This window comes from Blautia sp. An81 (assembly GCF_002161285.1).
GTDB lineage: Bacteria > Bacillota > Clostridia > Lachnospirales > Lachnospiraceae > Blautia > Blautia ornithocaccae.
In genome coordinates this window covers 19914-41457 of the sequence record NZ_NFHH01000004.1, presented here as the reverse complement: position 1 = coordinate 41457, position 21544 = coordinate 19914, and the positions used below count along the sequence as shown (strand labels likewise).

Annotated in this window: 22 protein-coding genes; 2 read left to right on the top strand and 20 right to left on the bottom strand. The window is 43.9% G+C overall.

Features of this window, described 5'->3' with window-relative positions:
• Positions 1–113: 113 nt before the first annotated feature.
• The 6 genes from groL to B5G33_RS05090 form a co-directional block, all read right to left on the bottom strand.
• Positions 114–1730 carry a chaperonin GroEL gene (groL, locus tag B5G33_RS05115; RefSeq protein WP_087269969.1) on the bottom strand — a complete coding sequence of 539 codons (1617 nt, stop codon included), beginning with the start codon at positions 1728–1730 and terminating at the stop codon, positions 114–116.
• Positions 1731–1766: 36 nt separating this feature from the next.
• Positions 1767–2051 (bottom strand): co-chaperone GroES, encoded by a 285-nt coding sequence (gene groES / locus B5G33_RS05110; protein ID WP_087269966.1) that lies wholly within the window; start codon positions 2049–2051, stop codon positions 1767–1769.
• A gap of 313 nt (positions 2052–2364) precedes the next feature.
• Positions 2365–3153, bottom strand: coding sequence for a GTP-sensing pleiotropic transcriptional regulator CodY (gene codY / locus B5G33_RS05105; RefSeq protein ID WP_087269963.1), 789 nt, complete (start codon positions 3151–3153; stop codon positions 2365–2367).
• 402 nt (positions 3154–3555) lie between these two features.
• Positions 3556–5652 (bottom strand): type I DNA topoisomerase, encoded by a 2097-nt coding sequence (gene topA / locus B5G33_RS05100; protein WP_087269960.1) that lies wholly within the window; start codon positions 5650–5652, stop codon positions 3556–3558.
• 1 nt (position 5653) lies between these two features.
• Positions 5654–6541, bottom strand: a complete 888-nt coding sequence (dprA, locus tag B5G33_RS05095) for a DNA-processing protein DprA (protein WP_242971290.1) — start codon at positions 6539–6541, stop codon at positions 5654–5656.
• Positions 6542–6558: 17 nt separating this feature from the next.
• Complete coding sequence (locus B5G33_RS05090) at positions 6559–8088, bottom strand: YifB family Mg chelatase-like AAA ATPase (RefSeq protein ID WP_087269957.1); 1530 nt, start codon at positions 8086–8088, stop codon at positions 6559–6561.
• Positions 8089–8357: 269 nt separating this feature from the next.
• On the opposite strand from B5G33_RS05090, the gene sigK reads away from it, so the two are divergent.
• Positions 8358–8975 carry an RNA polymerase sporulation sigma factor SigK gene (gene sigK, locus B5G33_RS05085; RefSeq protein WP_087269954.1) on the top strand — a complete coding sequence of 206 codons (618 nt, stop codon included), beginning with the start codon at positions 8358–8360 and terminating at the stop codon, positions 8973–8975.
• A 71-nt stretch (positions 8976–9046) separates the two neighbouring features.
• Here the strand turns inward: sigK and B5G33_RS05080 are convergent, their stop codons facing one another.
• The 9 genes from B5G33_RS05080 to mtaB form a co-directional block, all read right to left on the bottom strand.
• Positions 9047–10273 (bottom strand): peptidase U32 family protein, encoded by a 1227-nt coding sequence (locus B5G33_RS05080; RefSeq protein ID WP_087269951.1) that lies wholly within the window; start codon positions 10271–10273, stop codon positions 9047–9049.
• 13 nt (positions 10274–10286) lie between these two features.
• The gene (locus B5G33_RS05075; protein ID WP_087416931.1) at positions 10287–10928 is read right to left on the bottom strand and encodes an O-methyltransferase; all 642 of its coding nucleotides are present in this window, start codon (positions 10926–10928) and stop codon (positions 10287–10289) included.
• Positions 10925–11425: an endolytic transglycosylase MltG gene (locus B5G33_RS05070; RefSeq protein ID WP_087269946.1), complete on the bottom strand. Its 501-nt coding sequence runs from the start codon at positions 11423–11425 to the stop codon at positions 10925–10927. The genes B5G33_RS05075 and B5G33_RS05070 overlap by 4 nt, the downstream gene beginning before the upstream one ends.
• 15 nt (positions 11426–11440) lie before the next feature.
• A complete protein-coding gene (locus B5G33_RS05065; protein ID WP_087269943.1) occupies positions 11441–11782 on the bottom strand; it encodes a YlbF family regulator in 342 nt (113 codons plus the stop codon).
• A 3-nt stretch (positions 11783–11785) separates the two neighbouring features.
• Positions 11786–13453 (bottom strand): ribonuclease J, encoded by a 1668-nt coding sequence (locus B5G33_RS05060; RefSeq protein ID WP_087417022.1) that lies wholly within the window; start codon positions 13451–13453, stop codon positions 11786–11788.
• A 42-nt stretch (positions 13454–13495) separates the two neighbouring features.
• On the bottom strand, positions 13496–13762 hold the full coding sequence (locus B5G33_RS05055) for a DUF1292 domain-containing protein (RefSeq protein WP_087269940.1): 267 nt from the start codon (positions 13760–13762) through the stop codon (positions 13496–13498).
• 65 nt (positions 13763–13827) lie between these two features.
• Entirely contained in the window at positions 13828–14262 is a 435-nt protein-coding gene (gene ruvX, locus B5G33_RS05050) for a Holliday junction resolvase RuvX (protein ID WP_087416930.1), read from the bottom strand.
• A 3-nt stretch (positions 14263–14265) separates the two neighbouring features.
• Positions 14266–14535 carry an IreB family regulatory phosphoprotein gene (locus B5G33_RS05045; protein WP_087269935.1) on the bottom strand — a complete coding sequence of 90 codons (270 nt, stop codon included), beginning with the start codon at positions 14533–14535 and terminating at the stop codon, positions 14266–14268.
• A 122-nt stretch (positions 14536–14657) separates the two neighbouring features.
• On the bottom strand, positions 14658–15971 hold the full coding sequence (mtaB, locus tag B5G33_RS05040; protein WP_164496688.1) for a tRNA (N(6)-L-threonylcarbamoyladenosine(37)-C(2))-methylthiotransferase MtaB: 1314 nt from the start codon (positions 15969–15971) through the stop codon (positions 14658–14660).
• Between the two features lie 156 nt (positions 15972–16127).
• On the opposite strand from mtaB, the gene B5G33_RS05035 reads away from it, so the two are divergent.
• Positions 16128–16361, top strand: coding sequence for an HPr family phosphocarrier protein (locus B5G33_RS05035; RefSeq protein ID WP_087269932.1), 234 nt, complete (start codon positions 16128–16130; stop codon positions 16359–16361).
• Between the two features lie 123 nt (positions 16362–16484).
• Here the strand turns inward: B5G33_RS05035 and thiI are convergent, their stop codons facing one another.
• The 5 genes from thiI to B5G33_RS05010 are packed head-to-tail and all read right to left on the bottom strand — an operon-like array spanning position 16485 to position 21533.
• Entirely contained in the window at positions 16485–17666 is a 1182-nt protein-coding gene (gene thiI, locus B5G33_RS05030) for a tRNA uracil 4-sulfurtransferase ThiI (RefSeq protein ID WP_087416929.1), read from the bottom strand.
• A gap of 15 nt (positions 17667–17681) precedes the next feature.
• On the bottom strand, positions 17682–18836 hold the full coding sequence (locus B5G33_RS05025) for a cysteine desulfurase family protein (protein ID WP_087416928.1): 1155 nt from the start codon (positions 18834–18836) through the stop codon (positions 17682–17684).
• A 2-nt stretch (positions 18837–18838) separates the two neighbouring features.
• Entirely contained in the window at positions 18839–19579 is a 741-nt protein-coding gene (locus B5G33_RS05020; protein WP_087416927.1) for a 16S rRNA (uracil(1498)-N(3))-methyltransferase, read from the bottom strand.
• 9 nt (positions 19580–19588) lie between these two features.
• The gene (gene prmA / locus B5G33_RS05015; protein WP_087269920.1) at positions 19589–20575 is read right to left on the bottom strand and encodes a 50S ribosomal protein L11 methyltransferase; all 987 of its coding nucleotides are present in this window, start codon (positions 20573–20575) and stop codon (positions 19589–19591) included.
• A 40-nt stretch (positions 20576–20615) separates the two neighbouring features.
• Entirely contained in the window at positions 20616–21533 is a 918-nt protein-coding gene (locus tag B5G33_RS05010) for an AEC family transporter (RefSeq protein WP_087269917.1), read from the bottom strand.
• Positions 21534–21544: the final 11 nt, after the last annotated feature.

The window sequence follows — 21544 nt, the reverse complement described above, 5'->3', positions numbered from 1 at the left end:
AAAATTTCTGTTGCAAGAAACAAAAATGCTCCCTGCCAGGCAGCAAGTCTTTATCAGTTTCTTGTCTGCCTGGAAAGGGAGCACATCCTGTCATTGCAGCGATTTTTCGGGGATTACATCATTCCCTGTCCGCCAGCCGGCATTGCCGGTGTGTCTTCTTTAATAGTAGAAACAACTGCTTCTGTTGTCAGCAGAGTTCCTGCAACACTTGTAGCGTTCTGCAGTGCGCTTCTTGTAACTTTTGCAGGATCCAGGATTCCTTCTTTTACCATATCTACATATTCTTCTCTTAAAGCATCGAATCCAACACCTTTATCAGACTCTCTTACTTTATTGATGATCACAGAGCCTTCCAGACCTGCGTTTGCAGCGATATGATACAGTGGAGCTTCCAGAGCTTTCAGTACAACTCTTGCACCTGTCTTCTCGTCGCCTTCCAGTTTTTCTACTTCTTTGGCAACTTCTTTAGATGCATGGATGTAAGCGGAGCCGCCGCCTGCGATGATACCCTCCTCAACAGCTGCTCTTGTAGCGTTGAGAGCATCTTCCATACGAAGTTTTGCTTCTTTCATTTCAGTTTCTGTAGCTGCGCCTACACGGATAACAGCTACGCCGCCTGCCAGTTTTGCAAGTCTTTCCTGTAATTTTTCTCTGTCGAAATCAGATGTTGTCTCTGCAATCTGATGTTTGATCTGAGCAACTCTTGCAGCGATTTCTTCTTTGTCGCCCATACCGTCAACGATAACTGTGTTTTCTTTTTCAACTTTAACGGATTTTGCACGTCCCAGCTGATCCATAGTTACGTCTTTTAATTCCAGTCCCAGTTCATCGGAAATAACTGTACCGTTTGTAAGGATTGCAATATCTTTCAGCATTTCTTTTCTTCTGTCGCCATATCCAGGAGCCTTTACAGCGCATACAGAGAAGGTTCCTCTTAATTTATTAACGATCAGAGTAGTCAGTGCTTCACCTTCGATATCCTCTGCGATGATCAGCAGCTTAGCGCCTGTTTTAACGATCTGCTCCAGCAGAGGCAGAATGTCCTGAATGTTTGTGATCTTCTTGTCTGTGATCAGGATATATGGATCTTCAAGAACTGCTTCCATCTTATCCATATCTGTTGCCATGTATGCAGAAATATATCCGCGGTCAAACTGCATACCTTCTACCAGGTCCAGTTCTGTCTTCATTGTCTTGGACTCTTCGATAGTGATAACGCCGTCTTTGCTGACTTTTTCCATAGCTTCTGCTACCATTTCGCCTACTTCATCATCACCTGCAGAAATAGCAGCTACTCTTGCGATCTGGTCTCTGCCTTCAATGTTTTTACTCATCTCCTGGATAGCGCTTACAGCAGCTTCTGTAGCTTTTTTCATACCTTTTCTCAGGATGATAGGATTTGCTCCTGCTGCCAGGTTCTTCATTCCTTCATGAACCATTGCCTGAGCCAGAACTGTAGCTGTTGTAGTACCGTCACCTGCTACATCGTTTGTTTTGGAAGCAACTTCTTTGATAAGCTGAGCGCCCATGTTTTCAAATCCGTCTTCCAGCTCGATTTCTTTTGCAATAGTAACACCGTCGTTGGTGATCAAAGGAGCGCCGAAAGATTTATCCAGCACTACGTTTCTTCCTTTTGGGCCCAGTGTTACTCTTACTGTATCTGCTAATTTATTAACGCCAGCTTCCAGAGCTGATCTAGCCTCTGCTCCGTATTTGATTTCTTTTGCCATGATGACATTCCTCCTATAAATTCTAATCGTTATTTATTATTTTACTATTGCCAGAATATCACTCTGTTTTACGATGATGTATTCCTCTTCGTTAAGTTTTACATCTGTTCCGGCATATTTGGAATAGATAACCTGATCGCCTACAGCAACTTCCATCTTTACTTCTTTGCCGTCAACAACTCCGCCCGGACCTACAGCAACAACTTCTGCCTGCTGAGGTTTTTCCTGGGCCTGACCAGGAAGTACAATACCTGACTTGGTTGTCTCTTCTGCTTCTAACTGTTTTAATACAACTCTGTCTCCTAATGGTACTAATTTCATATCTATTTCCTCCTTACAAAATTTCCATTCTTTCGTTTTATTAGCACTCATTTCTGTCGAGTGCTAACCGATAGTCATATATTAGTTAATTTATTACTTTTTCGCAACCGGATTTATACCTGTATATTTGCATTTATTATGCTTATATCTCATCTTATCTCATTTTTTCTTTTGTTTTCTTATCTTTATTATTTTTCTGTTAATTTATTGTAAGAATATAAGCATTGTTTGTGTATCCCAAGAAAAAGAGCCTTTCCTCAAAAACTCCTTTATCAGCAATTTCTGAGGAAAGGCTCCTTTTCTCTTTCGATGTTTATTTCTTCACTAATTTTCGTTTTTTAATTTCTTCCAGTTCATCAAAAATCACTTCATTGAGTACCTTGATATAGGTTCCCTTCATGCCGGAAGAACGGGACTCAATAACTCCTGCACTTTCAAACTTTCTCAGTGCGTTGACAATAACTGATCGGGTGATTCCCACACGGTCTGCAATCTTGCTGGCTACCAGAATCCCCTCATCTCCGTCCAGTTCATCAAAAATATGAATGATTGCTTCCAGTTCTGAAAATGACAGGGTATTAAAAGCAGATTTTACCACCTGGATTTTCCTGTTTTCCTCTGCATTTTCCTCATGTACAGACCGCATCATTTCCAGGCCTACCACTGTAGTGCCATACTCACTTACGATAATGTCTTCAATATCATAAGGCTTTTCACTGCGGTACATAAACAGAGTTCCAAGCCTCTCTCCAGCAATATCAATAGGGCTGATAATGGCTACATACTGGCCGATATTCTCACTTTCAAATCCCAGCGTCTCCAGGTTTACATTTTCCTTTGTGGATAATACTCCCAGAAGTCTTTCATTTAGCAGCTTGTCAATATAACCGCCTACCTCGCTATCAATCAGTTCGTTTATTTTTTCTACTCCAGGGCATGCACCGACGCCCAGTACCTTTCCCTTCCTGCTGATCACCAGAATATTTGAATCCAATGTCTCTACCATGACTTCACAGATATCATTAAAAAGAACCTTAGACGCATGGTTGTTGTGAAGCAGCTTGTTGATTTTTCTGGTCTTGTCTAATAATTGTACGCTCATGGCGAACCTCCTTTCTTATGATCTTGTTACCCTCCCTGTACCGGAAAGCAAACAGATGTCTGAGCTCCAGCACAAGGAAAATAAGGCAACTTAAATTACAAGCTGACAGTCTGACGGCAACTATACTTTCTGTTTATATGATTTATTTTAGCATACAACTATTCTGAAATCAATGTATAGTTTTTCTATTTTCAGTCTTTTTATCTGTTTTCTAATAATTCCTTCATCAAGAAATGTTTTCTCTTTTTCCAGACTATTTTCTATATTCTTCAGTATCTTCCGGATTTACTCCCTGCTCTGAGGCAAAACGGAATAAGTCCGAAGGACTGTTCTGCAGAAAAAAGGAGTTCTCCGAAGCAGAAAAACCTCTTCTGTTTCAGGAAAACTCCTTTTAATCGTATATTATGCAATGCTGTCCTCTGCAGTTTTTTCCTTAGGCTTCATCATCACATAACCGCACTGTTTATCTGAACATACCAGCTTGTTTCCCTTTTCCAGCATATAGCTGTGGCAGGAAGGGCATTTTTCTCTGGATGGCTTCTGCCAGGACATGAATTCACAGTCCGGATTGTTTTCACATCCATAATATATCCTGCCCTTTTTACTTCTCTTAATCACCACGTCTTTTCCGCAAATAGGACAGGGAACACCGATTTTTTCCAGATAAGGCTTGGTATTTTTGCACTCAGGAAATCCCGGACATGCCAGAAATTTCCCATGAGGACCGTATTTTACCACCATGTTTCTTCCGCATTGTTCACAGATCACATCGGTAACCTCATCCTCGATCTTCACCTGTTCCAGCTCCTGTCTGGCCTTTTTCACTGCCTCTTCCAGGTCCGGATAGAAGTTGCGGATAACCGTCTTCCACTGTACCTTTCCTTCTTCCACACTGTCCAGAAGCTGTTCCATGGTAGCAGTAAAATATACATCCACAATACTGGGGAAAGCTTCTTTCATAATATTATTTACCACTTCACCCAGCTCTGTCATATACAGATTCTTATTTTCCTTTGCCACGTATCTTCTTGCAATAATAGTCGTGATCGTAGGCGCATAGGTACTTGGCCTTCCGATTCCCAGTTCTTCCAGAGTCTTTACCAGAGCTGCTTCCGTGTAATGAGCCGGCGGCTGGGTAAAATGCTGAAGCTCTTTTAATCCTTTCAGGCTGATCTCTGTATCTTCTTCCAGGTTTTTGGCCAGAAGCTGATTCTCCTGCTTCTCCTCATCATCCTGTGTATATACAGTCATAAAACCATCGAATTTCAGTTTAGAAGCCGCTGCGGTGAAATAATACTCCCCGCCCTGTACCTTTACCGAAGTCGTCTCATATTTTGCCTGCTGCATCCTGCTGGCCGCAAACCGCTTCCAGATCAGCTGATACAGGCGGAACTGGTCTCTGGACAGGGACTCTTTTACCTGGGCAGGCAGTCTGGAAATATCCGTAGGACGGATGGCCTCATGAGCATCCTGAATACGTTTTCCGTTATCATTTTTCTTTTCCGGCTCTGCCACATACTCCTGTCCATACTGCTCTGCAATATATTCTCTGGCAGTCCGGTCTGCTTCTTCCGAAATACGAGTAGAATCTGTACGCAGATACGTAATCAGACCTACCGTGCCGCTTCCCTTTATATCCACACCTTCATAAAGCTGCTGAGCCAGTCTCATAGTCTTCTGAGTTGAGAAGTTCAGCACCTTGGATGCCTCCTGCTGAAGGGTACTGGTAGTAAAGGGTAAAGGAGCCTTTTTACTCCTCTCACCTTTCTTTACTTCTGCAATTTTATAAGTCACTCCCTGGAGTTCCTTCAGGATCTTGTCCAGCTCTGCCTTAGAATGTATGGTTATCTTTTTATTTTTGTTTCCGTAAAATTTGGCGATCAGGGGCTTTTTCTCCCCTTCTACATTGAACTCTCCGTCCAGGGTCCAGTATTCTTCGGGAATAAAGTTATTGATCTCTTCCTCCCTGTCTCCAATGATGCGCAGGGCCACGGACTGAACTCTTCCTGCGCTGAGGCCTCTTTTTACTTTTTCCCAAAGCAATGGACTGATCTCATAGCCCACCATACGGTCCAGTACTCTTCGGGCCTGCTGGGCGTCTACCAGATTCATATTAATATCCCTGGCCTGTTTAATGGAAGCCTTCACCGCACTTTTTGTAATCTCATTAAAGGTAATCCTGCGCATTTTTTTCTTATCCAGTTTCAGGGCATAGGAGAGATGCCAGGATATAGCCTCTCCTTCCCGGTCAGGGTCCGTTGCCAGGTAGACCTTATCTGCTTTCTTTGCCGCTTTACGCAGGGCAGCCAGAATATCTCCCTTACCACGGATTGTAATATATTTAGGCTCATAATCATGTTCTACGTCAAACCCCAGCTGGCTCTTGGGAAGATCCCGCACATGACCGTTAGAGGCCATTACTTCATAATTTGAGCCCAGAAATTTTTTAATTGTCTTTACCTTTGCCGGTGATTCCACAATTACCAGATATTTCGCCATGTCAACCTCCTGCTCTGGCATAGTAATTCTTAACAGGCTCTGTAACCAGCCCGTCAAGTTCCAATTTCAATAAAACTTCTGCAATTACTCTTGTATCTAAACGTGTTTCCTGATAAATATCTTCTATATTCTTTGGTTGGAAATCCAGACAACTATACACCATTTCTTCCTGGCTTGCAAGTCTTATCTTTGAATTTTGCCTGAAATTAACTTTCCTTTCAGCCCTTATCCCTATTTCTTCCAGCAGCATTTCCGGAGAGCAGGCAATCCCCGCCCCGTCTGCAATAAGCTGGTTGCAGCCTTCGCTTAATGCATCTCCCACTCTTCCCGGCAAAGCGTAAACTGTCTTTCCCTGCTCCAGGGCATAGCCGGCTGTAATAAGAGAACCGCTCCTGGTTCTGGCTTCGATTACCAGGACCAGGTCTGCCAGGCCGCTGATGATCCTGTTTCTTCTGGGAAAATTTCTTCCGTAAGGAGGCGTCCCGTCCGGGAATTCTGACAGGATTCCGCCGTCTCCCTCTTTCATCCTCTCATACAGTTCTCTGTGTTCCGGAGGATAGCAGATATCACCTCCGCAGCCCATGACTGCAAAGGTCTTTCCACCTGCATCCAGAGCGCCTCTATGGGCCATCCCATCTACGCCTCTGGCCAGGCCGCTGATGACCTGTACCCCATTTTCTCCCAGTATTTTTCCGAATCTATAGGCCTGATGCTCTCCGTATCTGCTGCATGCTCTGGCGCCTACTATAGCCACCACAGGCTTATCTGGCTCCGGCAGTTCTCCTCTGATATAGAGTACCTCTGGCATGGAATCATAATACTGCAGTTTCTTCGGATATTGCCTGTCTTCTCTCTTGCATATCCACGCCCTGTCTCTTTGTTCCATCATATGTCCCCTCCTCTTTTTTATTTCCAATATTTTTTATCTATAGAGCGGTAGCAGACTGCTTCACTGATATGGTTTTCTCTGATTTTCTCGCTGCCCTCCAGATCCGCAATGGTCCTGGCAGTTTTCAATATTTTATAGTATCCTCTGACGCTGAGCCCCAGTTTTTCATAAACCTTCCCCAACAGTCTTCCTGCATTTTTATCTGTTATACAGAATTTCTCCGTTTCTTTTCCGGAAAGCCGGCTATTGAAGGTAATTTCTGTTCCTTTGTACCGTTCTTTTTGTATTTCATGGACCCGAAGGACTTCTCTGCGGATTTCTTCAGAGGTCTTCCCAGCAGACCGATGTTTTAGTTTTTCCCCAGGTACTTCTCTCATTTCTGTACAGATGTCAAACCGGTCCAGAAGAGGTCCGCTGATTTTTCCCAGGTAGTTTTCCACCTGATGTCTGGTACATGCACAGCGGTTCCTATCTGGATAATAGCCGCAGGGGCAGGGATTCATAGCGGCTGCCAGAAGGAAATCTGCAGGAAATTCATAATTTCCATGGACTCTGGAAATAAAAATCTTTCTTTGTTCCAGAGGCTGCCGCAGAATTTCCAGAGCAGACCTGGAAAACTCAGGAAGCTCATCCAGAAACAGTATGCCTTTATGAGCCAGAGTAATCTCACCCGGCGTAGGATAGGCCCCTCCTCCGGCCAGAGCCTTTGCTGTAGCTGTGTGGTGAGGGCTGCGGAAAGGGCGGGTTCTGATCCTGGTTCTTTCTCCTCCAAGAAGTCCTGCCACACTGTATATCCTGGAAAGCTCCATACTGTCTTCCCTGTCAAGCTCAGGGAATATGGTGGGGAGTCTGGTTGCGATCATAGTTTTTCCGGCACCTTTAGTTCCGATAAAAAGGATATTGTGGAAACCGGCTGCTGCAATAACTGCTGCCCGCTTAGCCGCTTCCTGGCCTAATATATCGGAAAAGTCATCCTGATACTCCTCATCTTTCTCCTCTTTACTTTCCGGTTCTGAAACCAGACTGGCGCCCCAGTCTTCCAGCTTTGCCAGCTCCAGAAATTCTTCCAGGCTGCTGACGCCTAGGACTTTGATTCCACAGAATCCGGCTGTTTCTGCCAGATTTGCAGAAGGAACAATACACAAAGGGCACCTGTTTTTGACTGCTGTATCCACAATAGGCAGGATTCCCCGTACGCCTTTGATCTCTCCGTTGAGCCCCAACTCTCCTGCCATACATACTCCCTGAAGTTTCTCATGCTCCAGATATCCAAAAGCTCCCAGAAGAGCTGCCGCAATAGGAAGGTCAAATCTGGTTCCCTCTTTCCGTATATCTGCCGGAGAAAGGTTTACTGTGATTCTTTTGGGCGGAAAGGTCAGACCAGTATTGCGAAGTGCTGTCCACACCCGCTCCTGGGCTTCTCTCACTCTGGAAGAAAGATATCCTACCATAGAAAAGACTGGCAGACCTCCGCTTACATCTGCCTCCACCAGCACCGGCACGCCTTCCACACCGGAAATCGTGGCTGATAAAACGCTGCTGTACATAATACCTCCTTTTCCGGGGTATATTCCCGCTGTAAATGCATAATATCCCCTTAGTCTTAATTGTTTTCAGTTTTGATCCAATGGATTTTTTGGCAGAAACGCCAGAAATTCAGATGTTGTATTTATGTATGATTATAGCCTTATTTTCCCAGGGCAGCAAGACGTATTTCTTCTTTCTTTTCCGAGAAATCGGGGAATTTACAGTGGAAAAGCACTAAATCGTCTCTCTTCACATAAACTATAATTAAATTCCTCCGAGGTATGCTTGTGTGAAAACATTTCTAAAGCCCCTGACTCCGGAAGAGGAAAGATATTATCTTCAGGAATACAAACAGGGCAGCCTGGAAGCGAAAGACATTCTGATTCAGCGAAATCTACGACTGGTTGCACATATTGTAAAAAAATATCAGGGAGCTGCGGAAGAATTGGATGATCTGATCTCTATTGGAACCATTGGTCTGATCAAAGCCATTCAGACCTTTGATTTTCAAAAAGCAAGCAGACTCTCAACCTATGCGGCAAGATGTATTGACAATGAGCTCCTTATGCTTCTTCGTTCAAAGAAAAAATCCAGTAAAGAAGTTTCCCTCTATGAGCCCATCGGCACAGACAAAGAGGGGAATGAGATCAGCCTTCTGGATGTGATTGAAACAGAACCTGTAGATGTGGTAAAAAATTATTCTCTGAAACAGGATATTGACTATCTGTATCAGCTTATCCCTAAAATCCTCTCTCAAAGAGAGCAGGAGATCATCACCCTCCGCTATGGTCTTTACGGCAAGGAGGAAATGACCCAGAGGGAAATAGCAAAGCGGCTGAATATCAGCCGCTCTTATGTGTCACGTATTGAAAAAAATGCTCTTCTGAAACTGCGGGAACACTTTTGATCAGCCTCTATGCCGGATACAAATTTTTCTGGTCCTTATTTGTATCCGGTACAAAGCACATATAAAAATCTCTACTCTTCTTTTCTTCTCAGAATGTCATATTTCTCAGGCATCTGGCTGAGGGCTACATAGAGTACCTGCTGAGGATGAGGCGCGCTCTCCTGTTCCTGTCCTTCTTCATTGAGAATTTTCTCCACCGTCACCGGCATATTTCTGCCATCTGGCTTCATAATCTCAACAGTCTCTCCCACAGAGAACTTATTTCTCTGCTCAATCCTGCACAGACCTTCCTTTATCTCCCAGACAATTCCCAGATAGGTATATCCTTTTTCATAAGTATTATTATCATAAATCTGGCTGGTCTCGTCGGGCTTTCCATAGAAAAATCCAGTGGTAAACTGACGGTAGGTGCAGCTTTTGATCTGTTCCTGATACCAGGGCATATTTTCCCGATATTTAGCCGGATCCTCCAGATAATCATCTATTGCCTTTCGATAAGTCCTGGCAACTGTTGCCACATAAAGAGCCGTTTTCATTCTACCCTCAATCTTCAGGCTGTCAATGCCGCTGGCAAGAATATCGTCCATATGCTCGATCATGCACAGATCTTTCGAATTGAAGATATAGGTTCCCCTCTCATTTTCATAAACCGGCATATATTCTCCAGGTCTGGTCTCTTCCACAATGGAATATTTCCAACGGCAGGGATGGGTGCAGGCTCCCCGGTTAGCATCTCTTCCTGTAAAAAAATTGGAAAGAAGACATCTGCCGGAATAAGAAATGCACATAGCTCCGTGGATAAAAGTCTCTATCTCCATCTCATCAGGAATGTGGGCCCGGATTTCCCGGATTTCCTCAAGAGACAACTCCCTGGCGCTGACCACTCTTTTTGCTCCCAGATTCCACCAGAACAGATAAGTTCCGTAATTGGTATTGTTGGCCTGGGTACTGATATGTCTTTCAGTCTCAGGACATACCTCTTTAGCGATCATATAAATTCCCGGATCCGAAATGATCAGAGCGTCCGGTCTTATTTCCTTCAGCTCCTGAAAATATTCCCGTACCTTGGGAAGATCTTCATTGTGAGCCAGGATATTGGCGGTAACATAAACCTTCACCCCATGCTCATGGGCGAAAGCAATACCTTCCTTCATATCTTCCATAGAAAAGTTCTTGGCTTTTGCCCGAAGTCCGAAAGCTTCACCGCCGATATATACCGCATCAGCCCCAAAGATGACTGCAATTTTCAGCACCTCCAGGCTGCTTGCTGGAATCAGCAATTCCGGTTTTTCCCTCATTTCTCTCCTCCTGTTACTTTCTTACGCTGAGGGCCACTCCGTCTCCCAGAGGGAGAATGGCGGTCTCCAGCTCGCTGCTGTTCTTCAGCGTACCGAGATACTCTCTCATACGTTTATAAATCGTTCTGTTCCTTCTCTCAACTGCAAAGTGGGACTGGATAATATCTCCATCCTGGAGCACATTGTCAGAAATCAGAATTCCTCCTTTTACAAGAAGGCGCAGAATGTCCGGCAGAAAATGGATATACTGTCCCTTTGCCGCATCCATAAAAATAAAGTCAAAAGGTTCCTCAAGAGTCTTCAGAACCTTTTGGGCATCTCCTTCTAAAAGGGTAATCTGCTTTTCTTTTCCAGCCTTTTTAAAATTCTCTCTGGCTGCTGATATCCGTTTCTCATAATTTTCAATAGTGGTAATCCTGCATTCTCCCGGACCGTAAGTACTCATAAGAAGCGCAGAAAATCCCACGGCTGTCCCTACTTCCAGAATCCTTGAGGGAGCTGTAAGCTCCAGGAGAACTTTCAAAAGACTCTGTGTCTCCCGCCGGATAATGGGTACATGGTCTCTGAGAGCCTCCATTTCCAGCTGATTGAGGAAGTCTGTATTTCCCCTGTCCAGGGAATTGATATAGGTGACTAACCTCTCGTCTACGATCACTCTCCAGTTCCTCCCTCTTCCTGGGTTTCTTCTGCGTCAGCATCGGTTCCATTCTGGATGTCAGAGCTTCCTTCCTGGGCAGTACCATCCTCCTGAGTCTGATTGGGCTGTCCCTTTATATTCTCTCTGGACAGAATCTCCATCATCTCATCCGGGGTCATACTGGTATTGAGTATATAAGTTCCCGTCTGGAGCTTGCCGCTGTAATTAGAAAGCTTCTCCTGAACCACAAACACTTTCGCATCACGGATAAGTCCTCTGTTCTCCAGAGTTTTCCCTATCTGATATACGGAATCCCCATCTTCCACCACCACGGTAATGTCTCTGCCCTCTTCTTCTGAATCCATAGGCTGCTGATAAAAAATGTCGTATCCAAAGTCATATGCAGATTTTCCAATATAGATCACTGCTATGGCTATGATCAGATAAAGGGCAAAACGGAAAAACCCTCCGGCTACAATGGATGATTTTTTCTGTTTTCTGACTTGTTTTCCCATAGTATTCTCCTTGGTCTACGATAATTCCGGAACATCCAGATTAATTCCCTGGTGAATGGCCGTGCTGATTCCCTGAAGCTGCTTGCACAGTGCCAACTCAGCCTCCAGAAATTGATTTACTTCCTCAATCTTGCACAGCTCTTCCATTTTTTCATCCAGATCGTCAATAACCTCATACAGATTCTTATCCTCATACTCATTCTGGACCCTGTAATTCATACGGCGCAGATCATCCACCTGTTCTTTCAGACCAGGTATCTTATTTACTGCTTCCAGAGCCACGCAGTACTGTTTATAAACACTGCCGTTTTTGATCGCTGAAATCAGCATTTCTGTACAGGTATCAATAAAGCTCATTCTTTACGCCTCCATAATGATCGGCAGGATCATCGGATTTCTCTTTGTCCGTTTCCACAGGAAATCTCCCAGGGAATCTTTAATGATGTTCTTAATCTTTCCCCAGTCTGTAATATGCTTATCCAGGCACACATCAATGGCGTCTTCCACCACAATACGGGCTTCGTCCATCAGATCTTCCGATTCTCGAACATATACAAAACCTCTTGATACGATGTCCGGACCTGCCAGCAGATTTCCGCTGTGTTTCTCCAGTGTAAGGACAACGATCATAATACCGTCTTCTGCCAAATGCTGACGGTCTCTCAAAACAATATTTCCAACATCTCCTACGCCCAGTCCATCTACCAGGATTGCTCCTGTACGGACTTTTCCAGTTACTCTGGCTGGTTCCTGCTCATTCAGCTCCAGAACATCTCCGGAAGAGAGGATAAAGATATTTTCCTTAGGAATACCCAGTTCTCTTGCAATTCCCGCCTGTGCTTTTAAATGTCGGTACTCTCCATGGACTGGTATGGCATACTTGGGTTTTACAAGAGAATAGATAAGCTTAATCTCTTCCTGACAGGCATGTCCGGAAACATGGGCATCCTGGAAGATTACATCTGCACCTTTTCTGCTCAGCTCATTGATAACTTTCGATACTGCTTTCTCATTTCCCGGAATAGGATTCGAACTAAAAATAATGGTATCATTTGGTTTGATGGTAACTTTTTTATGGATATTAGCCGCCATACGGGAAAGGGCTGCCATAGACTCACCCTGGCTTCCTGTAGTGATCAGGACTACCTTATCATCCGGATAGTTTTTAATCTGATCGATCTCTACAAGGGTCTTGTCCGGAACCTGCAGATATCCCAGCTCCTGGGCAGTGCCAATAACATTTACCATACTCCGCCCTTCCACAGCTACCTTTCTTCCATACTTATAAGCAGAATTAATAATCTGCTGCACTCTGTCTACGTTAGACGCAAAGGTAGCAATAATGATCCTGGTATTCCGGTGTTCAGAAAAAATATTATCAAAGGTCTTTCCCACCGTCCTTTCAGACATGGTAAATCCTTTTCTTTCCGCATTTGTACTGTCACACATCAGGGCCAGGACGCCTTTTTTCCCAATCTCCGCAAATCTCTGCAGATCAATGGCATCTCCGAATACAGGGGTATAGTCCACTTTAAAGTCTCCTGTATGGATGACAGTTCCTGCCGGAGAATAGATTGCCAGGGCAGAAGCATCCTGAATACTGTGGTTTGTCTTGATAAATTCAATCCGGAAACATCCCAGATTAATGGACTGTCCGTGTTTGATTACTTTTCTCTTGGTAGTTCTCAGTAAATTATGCTCTTTTAATTTATTATCAATAAGTCCTACGGTCAGTTTCGTAGCATAAATCGGTACATTTACTTCCTTCAAAACATAGGGCAGGGCGCCAATATGGTCCTCATGCCCATGGGTGATCACAAATCCCTTTACTTTATCAATATTTTCTTTAAGGTAGCTCACGTCAGGGATGACCAGGTCGATTCCCAGCATATCATTTTCCGGGAAAGAAAGACCACAGTCTACCACAACGATACTATCTTCATACTCAAAAGCTGTAATGTTCATTCCTATCTGTTCCAGTCCGCCCAAAGGAATGATCTTCAATTTTCCATTATGATTTCTTTTCAATGTTATTCCTCCGATAATTTCCGTTCCTGTCATTTTATGACACTATTCAAACTCAATGTCCTCTAACATGGCTGCAAAGACCTTGTAAACCGCATCGTATTCTGTATCATCCTCTACGAATACATAGCAGCCGTCTTTGTCGCCGTCCTCTGAAATGTCCTTTAAAATGTACGCCGCACTTCCGTTTTCATTTTCTGCCTCATCTGGATCAATGACCAGGAGATAATTTATTCCTCCCACTCTGGTCTGTTCCAAAATCCCGAATTCTAATTCAGATCCGTCCTCTCCATCAAATACTACTGTTTCCATACATTCGTCCTTTCTTTTTGTTTTTCAGGCATACACATAACCCGGAGACTCGTTGCCAGCAGAAATCAAACGGTATCCGGGTTTGCTTTTGCATCTAAATAGCCCTGCAGAATAAATACAGCTGCTATCATATCCACATATTTCTTTCTGTTTTCTCTTCGCACACCTGCTTCGATCAATGTGCGGTCCGCCTCTACGGTTGTAAGTCTTTCGTCCCACATAACAACGGGCAATCCCAGTCTGCGTTCCAGGGTTTCCTTTAGCTGCAGTGATTTCTCTGCCCGTTCACCGATAGTATTGTTCATATTTTTAGGAAAACCAAGAACAATCTCTTCCACCTGATACTCCTGTACCAATTCTTCAATCCTCCGCAGAGATTTCCGAAGCTTGTTTTCCTCTTCTCTCCTGATAATTTCCAAACCCTGGGCTGTCAGTCCCATAGGGTCGCTGATAGCCACTCCTATGGTCTTAGAGCCATAATCAAGTCCCATGATCCTCATAGCTTATTCGTGTTTCCAGGACTTATTCTTGATATATTCTTTCAGCAGCTCTTCTACCAGCTCATCACGCTCCACTTTCATGATAGTGCTTCTGGCTCCCTTATGGCTGGTAATATAAGTAGGGTCTCCGGACATAATATAGCCCACAATCTGGTTCACCGGATTATACCCTTTCTCTGACATCGCATTATATACCAGATCCAGAACTTCTTTCACTCTCACTTCCGGGTCTGATTTTACATTAAAATATTGTGTATTCTCTAAATTTGCCATACTCAATTCACGCCCTTATCTCTAAAATTCGTTCTAATCTGCTATAGCCCTCTGGGATAAAAAAGGACATACAACTGCAACTATACCTTTATTCTAATATATCTTCCCCGGAAATTCAACTATTATATTCTGCAAATAAAGATGCCATCCTGGAGAAAACCTGTAACAGTTGCTGTCATTATGCGGTTTTCCAGGTTCTCACTGGCTTTAACCGCAGTCTTCAGATACTCTCTTGTATGTCCTGTCCAATATGTTTCTCCCTGTATTTCTGCAGTTTCCTCAAAAAGGATTTCTACTTCTTTTCCCAGAAAACTTTCCATATAGTTTCTTTCATGAGCCTTTCCCATCCCAATAAGCACACGGCTCCTCCGGTTCTTTTCCTCTTCGGCTACCTGTCCCTCCATACGGTCTGCCCTGGTACCTTTTCTTCTGGAGTATTTAAATATATGAGTCTCATAAAAGTTTACCTGCTCCACAAACTTTCTGGATGCTTCAAATTCTTCCTCTGTTTCCTGAGGAAATCCCACGATGACATCTGTGGTAAGAGCCGGATTCTCGAAATATTTCCGCAGGATACGGCATCCTTCCATATATTCTTCCGCCGTATATTTCCGATTCATCCTCTTCAGTGTTTCATTGCAGCCACTCTGAAGTGATAAGTGAAAATGGGGACAGATTTTCTCCATACTCCCCAGAGCTTTTCCGAATTCTTCTGTAATGATCCTGGGTTCCAGGGAGCCCAGACGGATCCGTTTTACCCCTTCTATCTGATGGACGGCCTGGAGCAGCCCCAGCAGGCTTTCTCCTATGTCAATCCCATAGGAGCTCAAATGGATACCAGTAAGGACAAATTCCTGGTAGCCGTTATCTACAAGACGTCTTACCTCTTCCAATACCTCTTCTTTTTTCCTGCTACGCACCCGTCCCCGTACGTAAGGAATAATACAGTAGCTGCAGAACTGATTGCAGCCGTCCTGTACCTTCAGATAGGCTCTGGTATGTTCTCCTGTGGAAGAAAGTTCCAGATTTTCATATTCCACTGGCTTTTCCAGATCCATCAGGACCTTTTCCTGGCCCTGTCCCTTGTGATAATTTTCCAGAATATCCAGCAGTTCTTGCTTTCGGTTGTTCCCCAGTACAATGTCTATGGCTTCATCTACTTTTTCAGAGTCCTTTTGAGCCTGGACATAACATCCTGCGGCAATGACAATGGCCTCAGGGTTCATCTTTCTGGCTCTGTGGAGCATCTGTCTGGACTTTCTGTCAGCAATGTTCGTCACCGTGCAGGTATTGATAATATATACATCTGCTCCGGGGGCAAAGGGTACGATTTCGTATCCTGCTTTCCTCAGGTCCTGCTCCATAGCCTCCATTTCATAGGCATTAACCTTGCATCCTAAATTGTGCAATGCTACTCTTTTTCTTATATTCTCCATTATTATTATCTCCATACATTAAGCGTTTTGACGAATTGTCACCAGATTCTTTGTGTTTTATTTTTCCCTTTTTCATATTGACTTTTTCTGCCAATAACGGTAACATAATCCTTGTAAATGCAATTACTAAAAATGAGGTAAGGGAGGATTTTTCCAATGAAAACAGTTAAAATTTCACTGAACTCTATCGACAAAGTTAAATCTTTTGTAAATGACATTACAAAATTTGATTATGATTTCGATTTAGTTTCCGGTAGATATGTAATCGATGCTAAGTCCATCATGGGCATCTTTTCTTTAGATTTATCTAAAGCTATCGACTTAAATATCCATGCAGCAGATGCCGCTCTTGATGAAATCTTAGAAACATTAAAACCATACTTAGTATAATCTCAGAACTTATATAAAAGGCTGCCGCTTTATGCGGCAGCTTTTTTATTCTATAGGAAAGTATTCCAACCCTCCTATAGAATAAAATTCCTCCGTTCAGGGTGCAATAAGGTATATTACCCCTTATTCTTCACAAAGTACCGTTTCTGCAGTCTCCACTGCTTCTTTCAGCATATCCTCAATCTTTTCCTGGAGCCGCTCTTCAGATTTTTTGATCACCTGGATATTAGGCTTGGTCACCGGATGTTTGGCCACAAAAATTGTACAGCAGTCCTCGTAGGGCAGGATAGATGTCTCATAAGTCTGGATTTTTAAAGCTACATCTACGATTTCCTGTTTATCAAAGCCGATCAGAGGCCGGAATACAGGCATAGTGCAGACCTCATTGGTAGCTGCAAGGCTGTGGATCGTCTGGCTGGCTACCTGTCCGATACTCTCCCCTGTTACCAGTGCCAAACAGTCGTCTTTCTTTGCAAATTCTTCTGCAATCTTCATCATATACCGGCGCATGATGATGGTCAGTTCTTCATGAGGGCATTTGTCATAAATATAAAGCTGGATATCTGTAAAGTTCACGATATGAAGCCGAATAGGTCCTGCATACCTGGATACCAGTTTTGCCAGATCGATGACCTTCTGCTTTGCACGCTCGCTGGTATATGGCGGCGCATGGAAATAAACAGCGTCAATGGTCACGCCTCTTTTAGCGATCATATAGCCTGCCACAGGACTGTCGATTCCTCCTGAAAGCAGGAGCATAGCCCTTCCGTTGGTTCCCAGAGGCATACCTCCAGGTCCTGGTATATTCTCAGAATAGAGATATATTTTATTCCTGATTTCCACATTCACTGTCACCTGAGGGTTGTGAACATCTACTTTCATATTGGGGCAGGCATCCAGGATCACGCTTCCCAGCTCGCTGCTGACCTCCATAGACTGCATCGGATAGGTTTTCTTATTTCTTCTGGTATTTACTTTAAAAGTCAGGGATTTTTCCCCGTAAACCTTTTTCACATAGTCTGCCACATCTTTAGAAAGCTGTTCGAATCCCTGGTCCTCCAGGACCACTGCAGGGCAGATGCCGTAAATGCCGAAAACCCGTTTCATGGCCTCTACAGCTTCCTCGTAGTCAAAATCGCCCTGGGGATATACAAAGATACGCCCCATTTCTTTTACTACCTTGAAAGTGCCTTCTACATTTCTCAGCTGATATCTGATCTGGTCTACCAGAGCATCCTCAAAGATATAACGGTTTTTTCCTTTAATAGCGATTTCTGCGTATTTGATCAAAAAAGCCTTATACATACAAATTTTCTCCTTTTATTTTCTTGCATATCTCCGCAGCATGGGAAGAAGACTTCTCAGTGACTCCAGGGTATAGTCCAGTTCCTCCCTGGAAGTAAATTCACTGAAACTGAAACGAACAGCGGACTCTTTTCTCTCCGGACTCAGACCTATGGCCCCAAGAGAGGCGCTTCCTGTCCTTTTGTGGCTGGAGCAGGCACTGCCTGCGGAGACATAAATTCCTTTGTCTTCAAGAGCATGAAGGAGCACTTCGCTTCTCACTCCCGGGAAGCTGACATTTAAAATATGGGGAGCTCCTTTGGAAGGTTCCGGGCCGTTGATTACCACGTTTTCCAGCTTTTCAAGCTCTCCGGCAAAATATTCTTTCAGCTCTCTCATATGAGCTGTATTTTCATCCAGATGTTCATATATGATTTTAGCGGCTTCTCCCATTCCGGCGATTCCCGGTACATTGTCAGTACCTGAACGCATGCCTTTCTGCTGTCCTCCTCCCAAAATCAGGGGATGGATTTTCACCTTATCGCCTATATACAGAAATCCCACGCCTTTGGGGCCGTGTATCTTATGGCTGCTTACAGAAAGCAGGTCAATCTTCATTTTCTTCGGATAAATCCTGTACTTGCCATAAGCCTGGATAGCATCTACATGAAAAAGAGTCTCCGGATTTTTCTCTTTGATAAGGCTGCCCACTTCTTCCACAGGCAGAAGGGCTCCCAGTTCATTATTTACATACATGGCAGACACCAAGATCGTATCCTCTCTTATGGCTGCAGACAGCTCATCCAGAGACAGATTTCCCTGTTCATCCACAGGTATCCTGGTAATCTCAAATCCCTGTTCTTCCAGCCACTCCACAGGAGCAGATACTGCTGCGTGTTCAAAAACCGTTGTGACAATATGCTTTCCCCTTCTCTGATTGGCCATGGCTGTGCCGATCAGCGCCCAGTTATCTGACTCCGTTCCTCCGGAAGTAAAGTATATATCTTTCTCCTGTACTTTCAGAGTCTTTGCAATCTTCCTGGCCGCCTCTTTCACATAATTCTCTGCCTGAACGCCTTTTAAATGCATGGCCGAAGGATTTCCGTAGTCTTCCATCATAGTCTTTACCACAATATCCTTCACTGCCTCATAGCATCTGGTAGTAGCAGAATTATCCAGATATGCCTCCATTTCTATTCCTCCAATGCAAACATCAGAACAGACAATACCGCAAGACCTGCAGTCTCTGTTCTCAGTATCCTTTTTCCCAAAGTGATCACCTGGGCATCAGCCCCGGAAACCGCCAGTTTTACTTCCTCTTCTTCAAAGCCGCCTTCCGGACCGATAAAAATGCCCACAGACTGGCCCCTGGCAATCTGTCCCAGGATTTCTCTTGTGTGTTTCATATCTTTTGCCAGCTCATAAGGCAGCAGAACCACATCCAGCTGGGCCCCATACTGGACAGCCTCCTGAAAGTTCATAACCTCTTTAATCTCAGGAATATACATTCTTTTAGACTGTTTGGCTGCACTTTCTGCTATAGCCTGCCATCTGGCCAGTTTTTTCTCTTCTTTTTTCTTATCCAGTTTCACCACCGCACGCTTGGAAGCCACAGGGATCACCTGGTGGACCCCAAGTTCCACGGCCTTCTGAATGATCAGCTCCATCTTATCTCCTTTAGGCAGTCCCTGAAAGAGATACAATTTAGAGGGCAGTTCGTAGCCTGCCTCCTGAACATACATAATGTGAGCCAGGATCTCTTCTTCGTGAAGCTCCTGGATATAACAGGTATATTCTTTGCTGCCTCCGTCGCTGATCAGGATTTCTTCTCCCTGACGCATACGGAGGACATTTTTTATATGATTTACATCACTGCCTGTAATAGAAATCTGCTTTTCTCCTATCTGAGCAGGATCTGCAAAAAAACGGTACATATTTCCACCTTAATTCTTTCTGGCTGTCACAGATACCCACTCTCCCTGATGGGTAACCTCCAGCACTTCCAGTCCGGCTTTTTTCACAGCTTCCACCACTACAGATTCCTTTACATCCAGAATACCGGAAGTAATATAGATTCCGCCTTTTTTCATGTGCTGTACGATAACCGGAGTCAGAGGAACCAGCACGTCTGCCAGGATATTGGCTGTCACGATATCATATTTCTCATAGCCTGCTGCATCCTGTATTTCTCTGTCATCGATAATATTGCCGATCATCATCTCAAAATCCCCATCTGGGATCTGATTGGCCTCTTTATTTTCTTCTACTGCCGGCACTGCACAGGGATCCAGATCTGTCCCTACTGCATGAGACGCGCCTAGCTTTAAAGCCACAATGGAAAGAATTCCGCTGCCGGTCCCTACATCCAGAAGAACCGTGTCTTTTGTCACATATTTCTTCAGCTGCCGGATGCAAAGCTGGGTGGTCTCGTGCATACCTGTTCCAAAAGCAGTTCCCGGATCAATATGAATGATCATCCGATCCTTATCCTCTTCCTTAACCTCTTCCCAGGAAGGAATGATCAGGATATCATCCACATAGAACTGCTTGAAATACTGCTTCCAGTTATTGATCCAGTCAATATCTTCTGTCTCATCTACAACAATGGTTCCCTCTCCTATATCCAAAAACTCTTTCAGACTTTCCAGCTCCTGATTCACCATATCCAGCACCTGTTCTTCTGTAGTCTTCTCGCCGTTTACCAGAAGCTCTCCCTCTTCTGTCTCTTCTACAAAAAAGCTAAGATATGCCGTGCCGTCATCCTCACCTATCTGGGGAAGGATATCTACAAACATCTGCTCCTTTTCCAGTGCAGTAAGAGGCACATTATCCTCTATCTGAGCTCCCTCCAGGCCGATGTCATAAAGGCTGCTGATAATAATATCTTCAGCTTCTGTTTTCGTTTTAATTCTGAATTTTTTCCACTTCATATTGAATTCCTTTCTTTTAAATATCCACTGTATGTTAACTTTATACCAGCATAAAAGTCAGTGTAATCGTAAAAACCGACAAAACTGTTGTTACCACAATTCCCTCTGCAATAGGTTTGGAGTCCTTTCCATATTGTTCGCAGAGCATTGCAGGAAAATTTCCTACAGGAAGAGCCGCCATAAGCACAACCGTAGCCCGTATGAGAAAATCTGTCAGTACCGGCTTCAGGATAAGAGCCAGTATCATGGGAAATGCGATGAACCGGATTGCTGTAAATATAAGCAGTCTTTTGTTCTTTATCATTTCTTTGAGCTTCATTCCCGCCAGAGAGATTCCTATCACGATCATAGACAAAAGCGTACATGCATTGCCGTAATATCCTGCAAGAGTCTCAATTTCTTCCGGTAATTCCAGTTGAAACCAGTATATGAAAAATGCCGCCATACAGGCAATAAGCCCCGGACTTAGATAGTCCTTCCAGGACCGTTTTTTTTCCTCTGCGCCGTTTTTCAGCAGCATGATTCCAAAAGTAAAAATAGTAAAATTAAAAAGGAAATTGAAAACGATCACATATACCATAGATTCCGGGCCGATAATTGCCAGGGCAACAGGTATTCCTATAAATCCTGTATTTCCGAAAACAGTCATCAGCACATAGGCATTTTTCAGATGGTTCGGCACTTTCAGCACCCATACAAGAAAATATCCGAAGAAAATAAGAAAGAGGTAAAAAATAACTGCAAGAATTCCTACAAAAATCACATTTTCTCTGGGAATCTGAGAAAGGTCATTGAACATACTTACGATTACCAGTCCTGGCGAGCAGACATTGACTACTAAAGCCGACAGATCTTTAGAAGCACTGTCAGATATCATTTTCTTTTTATAAAGTATAAAGCCTGTAAGGATCAGAATAAAAATCATGATCATCTGCTTCAGCACTACTAAACCGCTCATTTTCCCCGTTC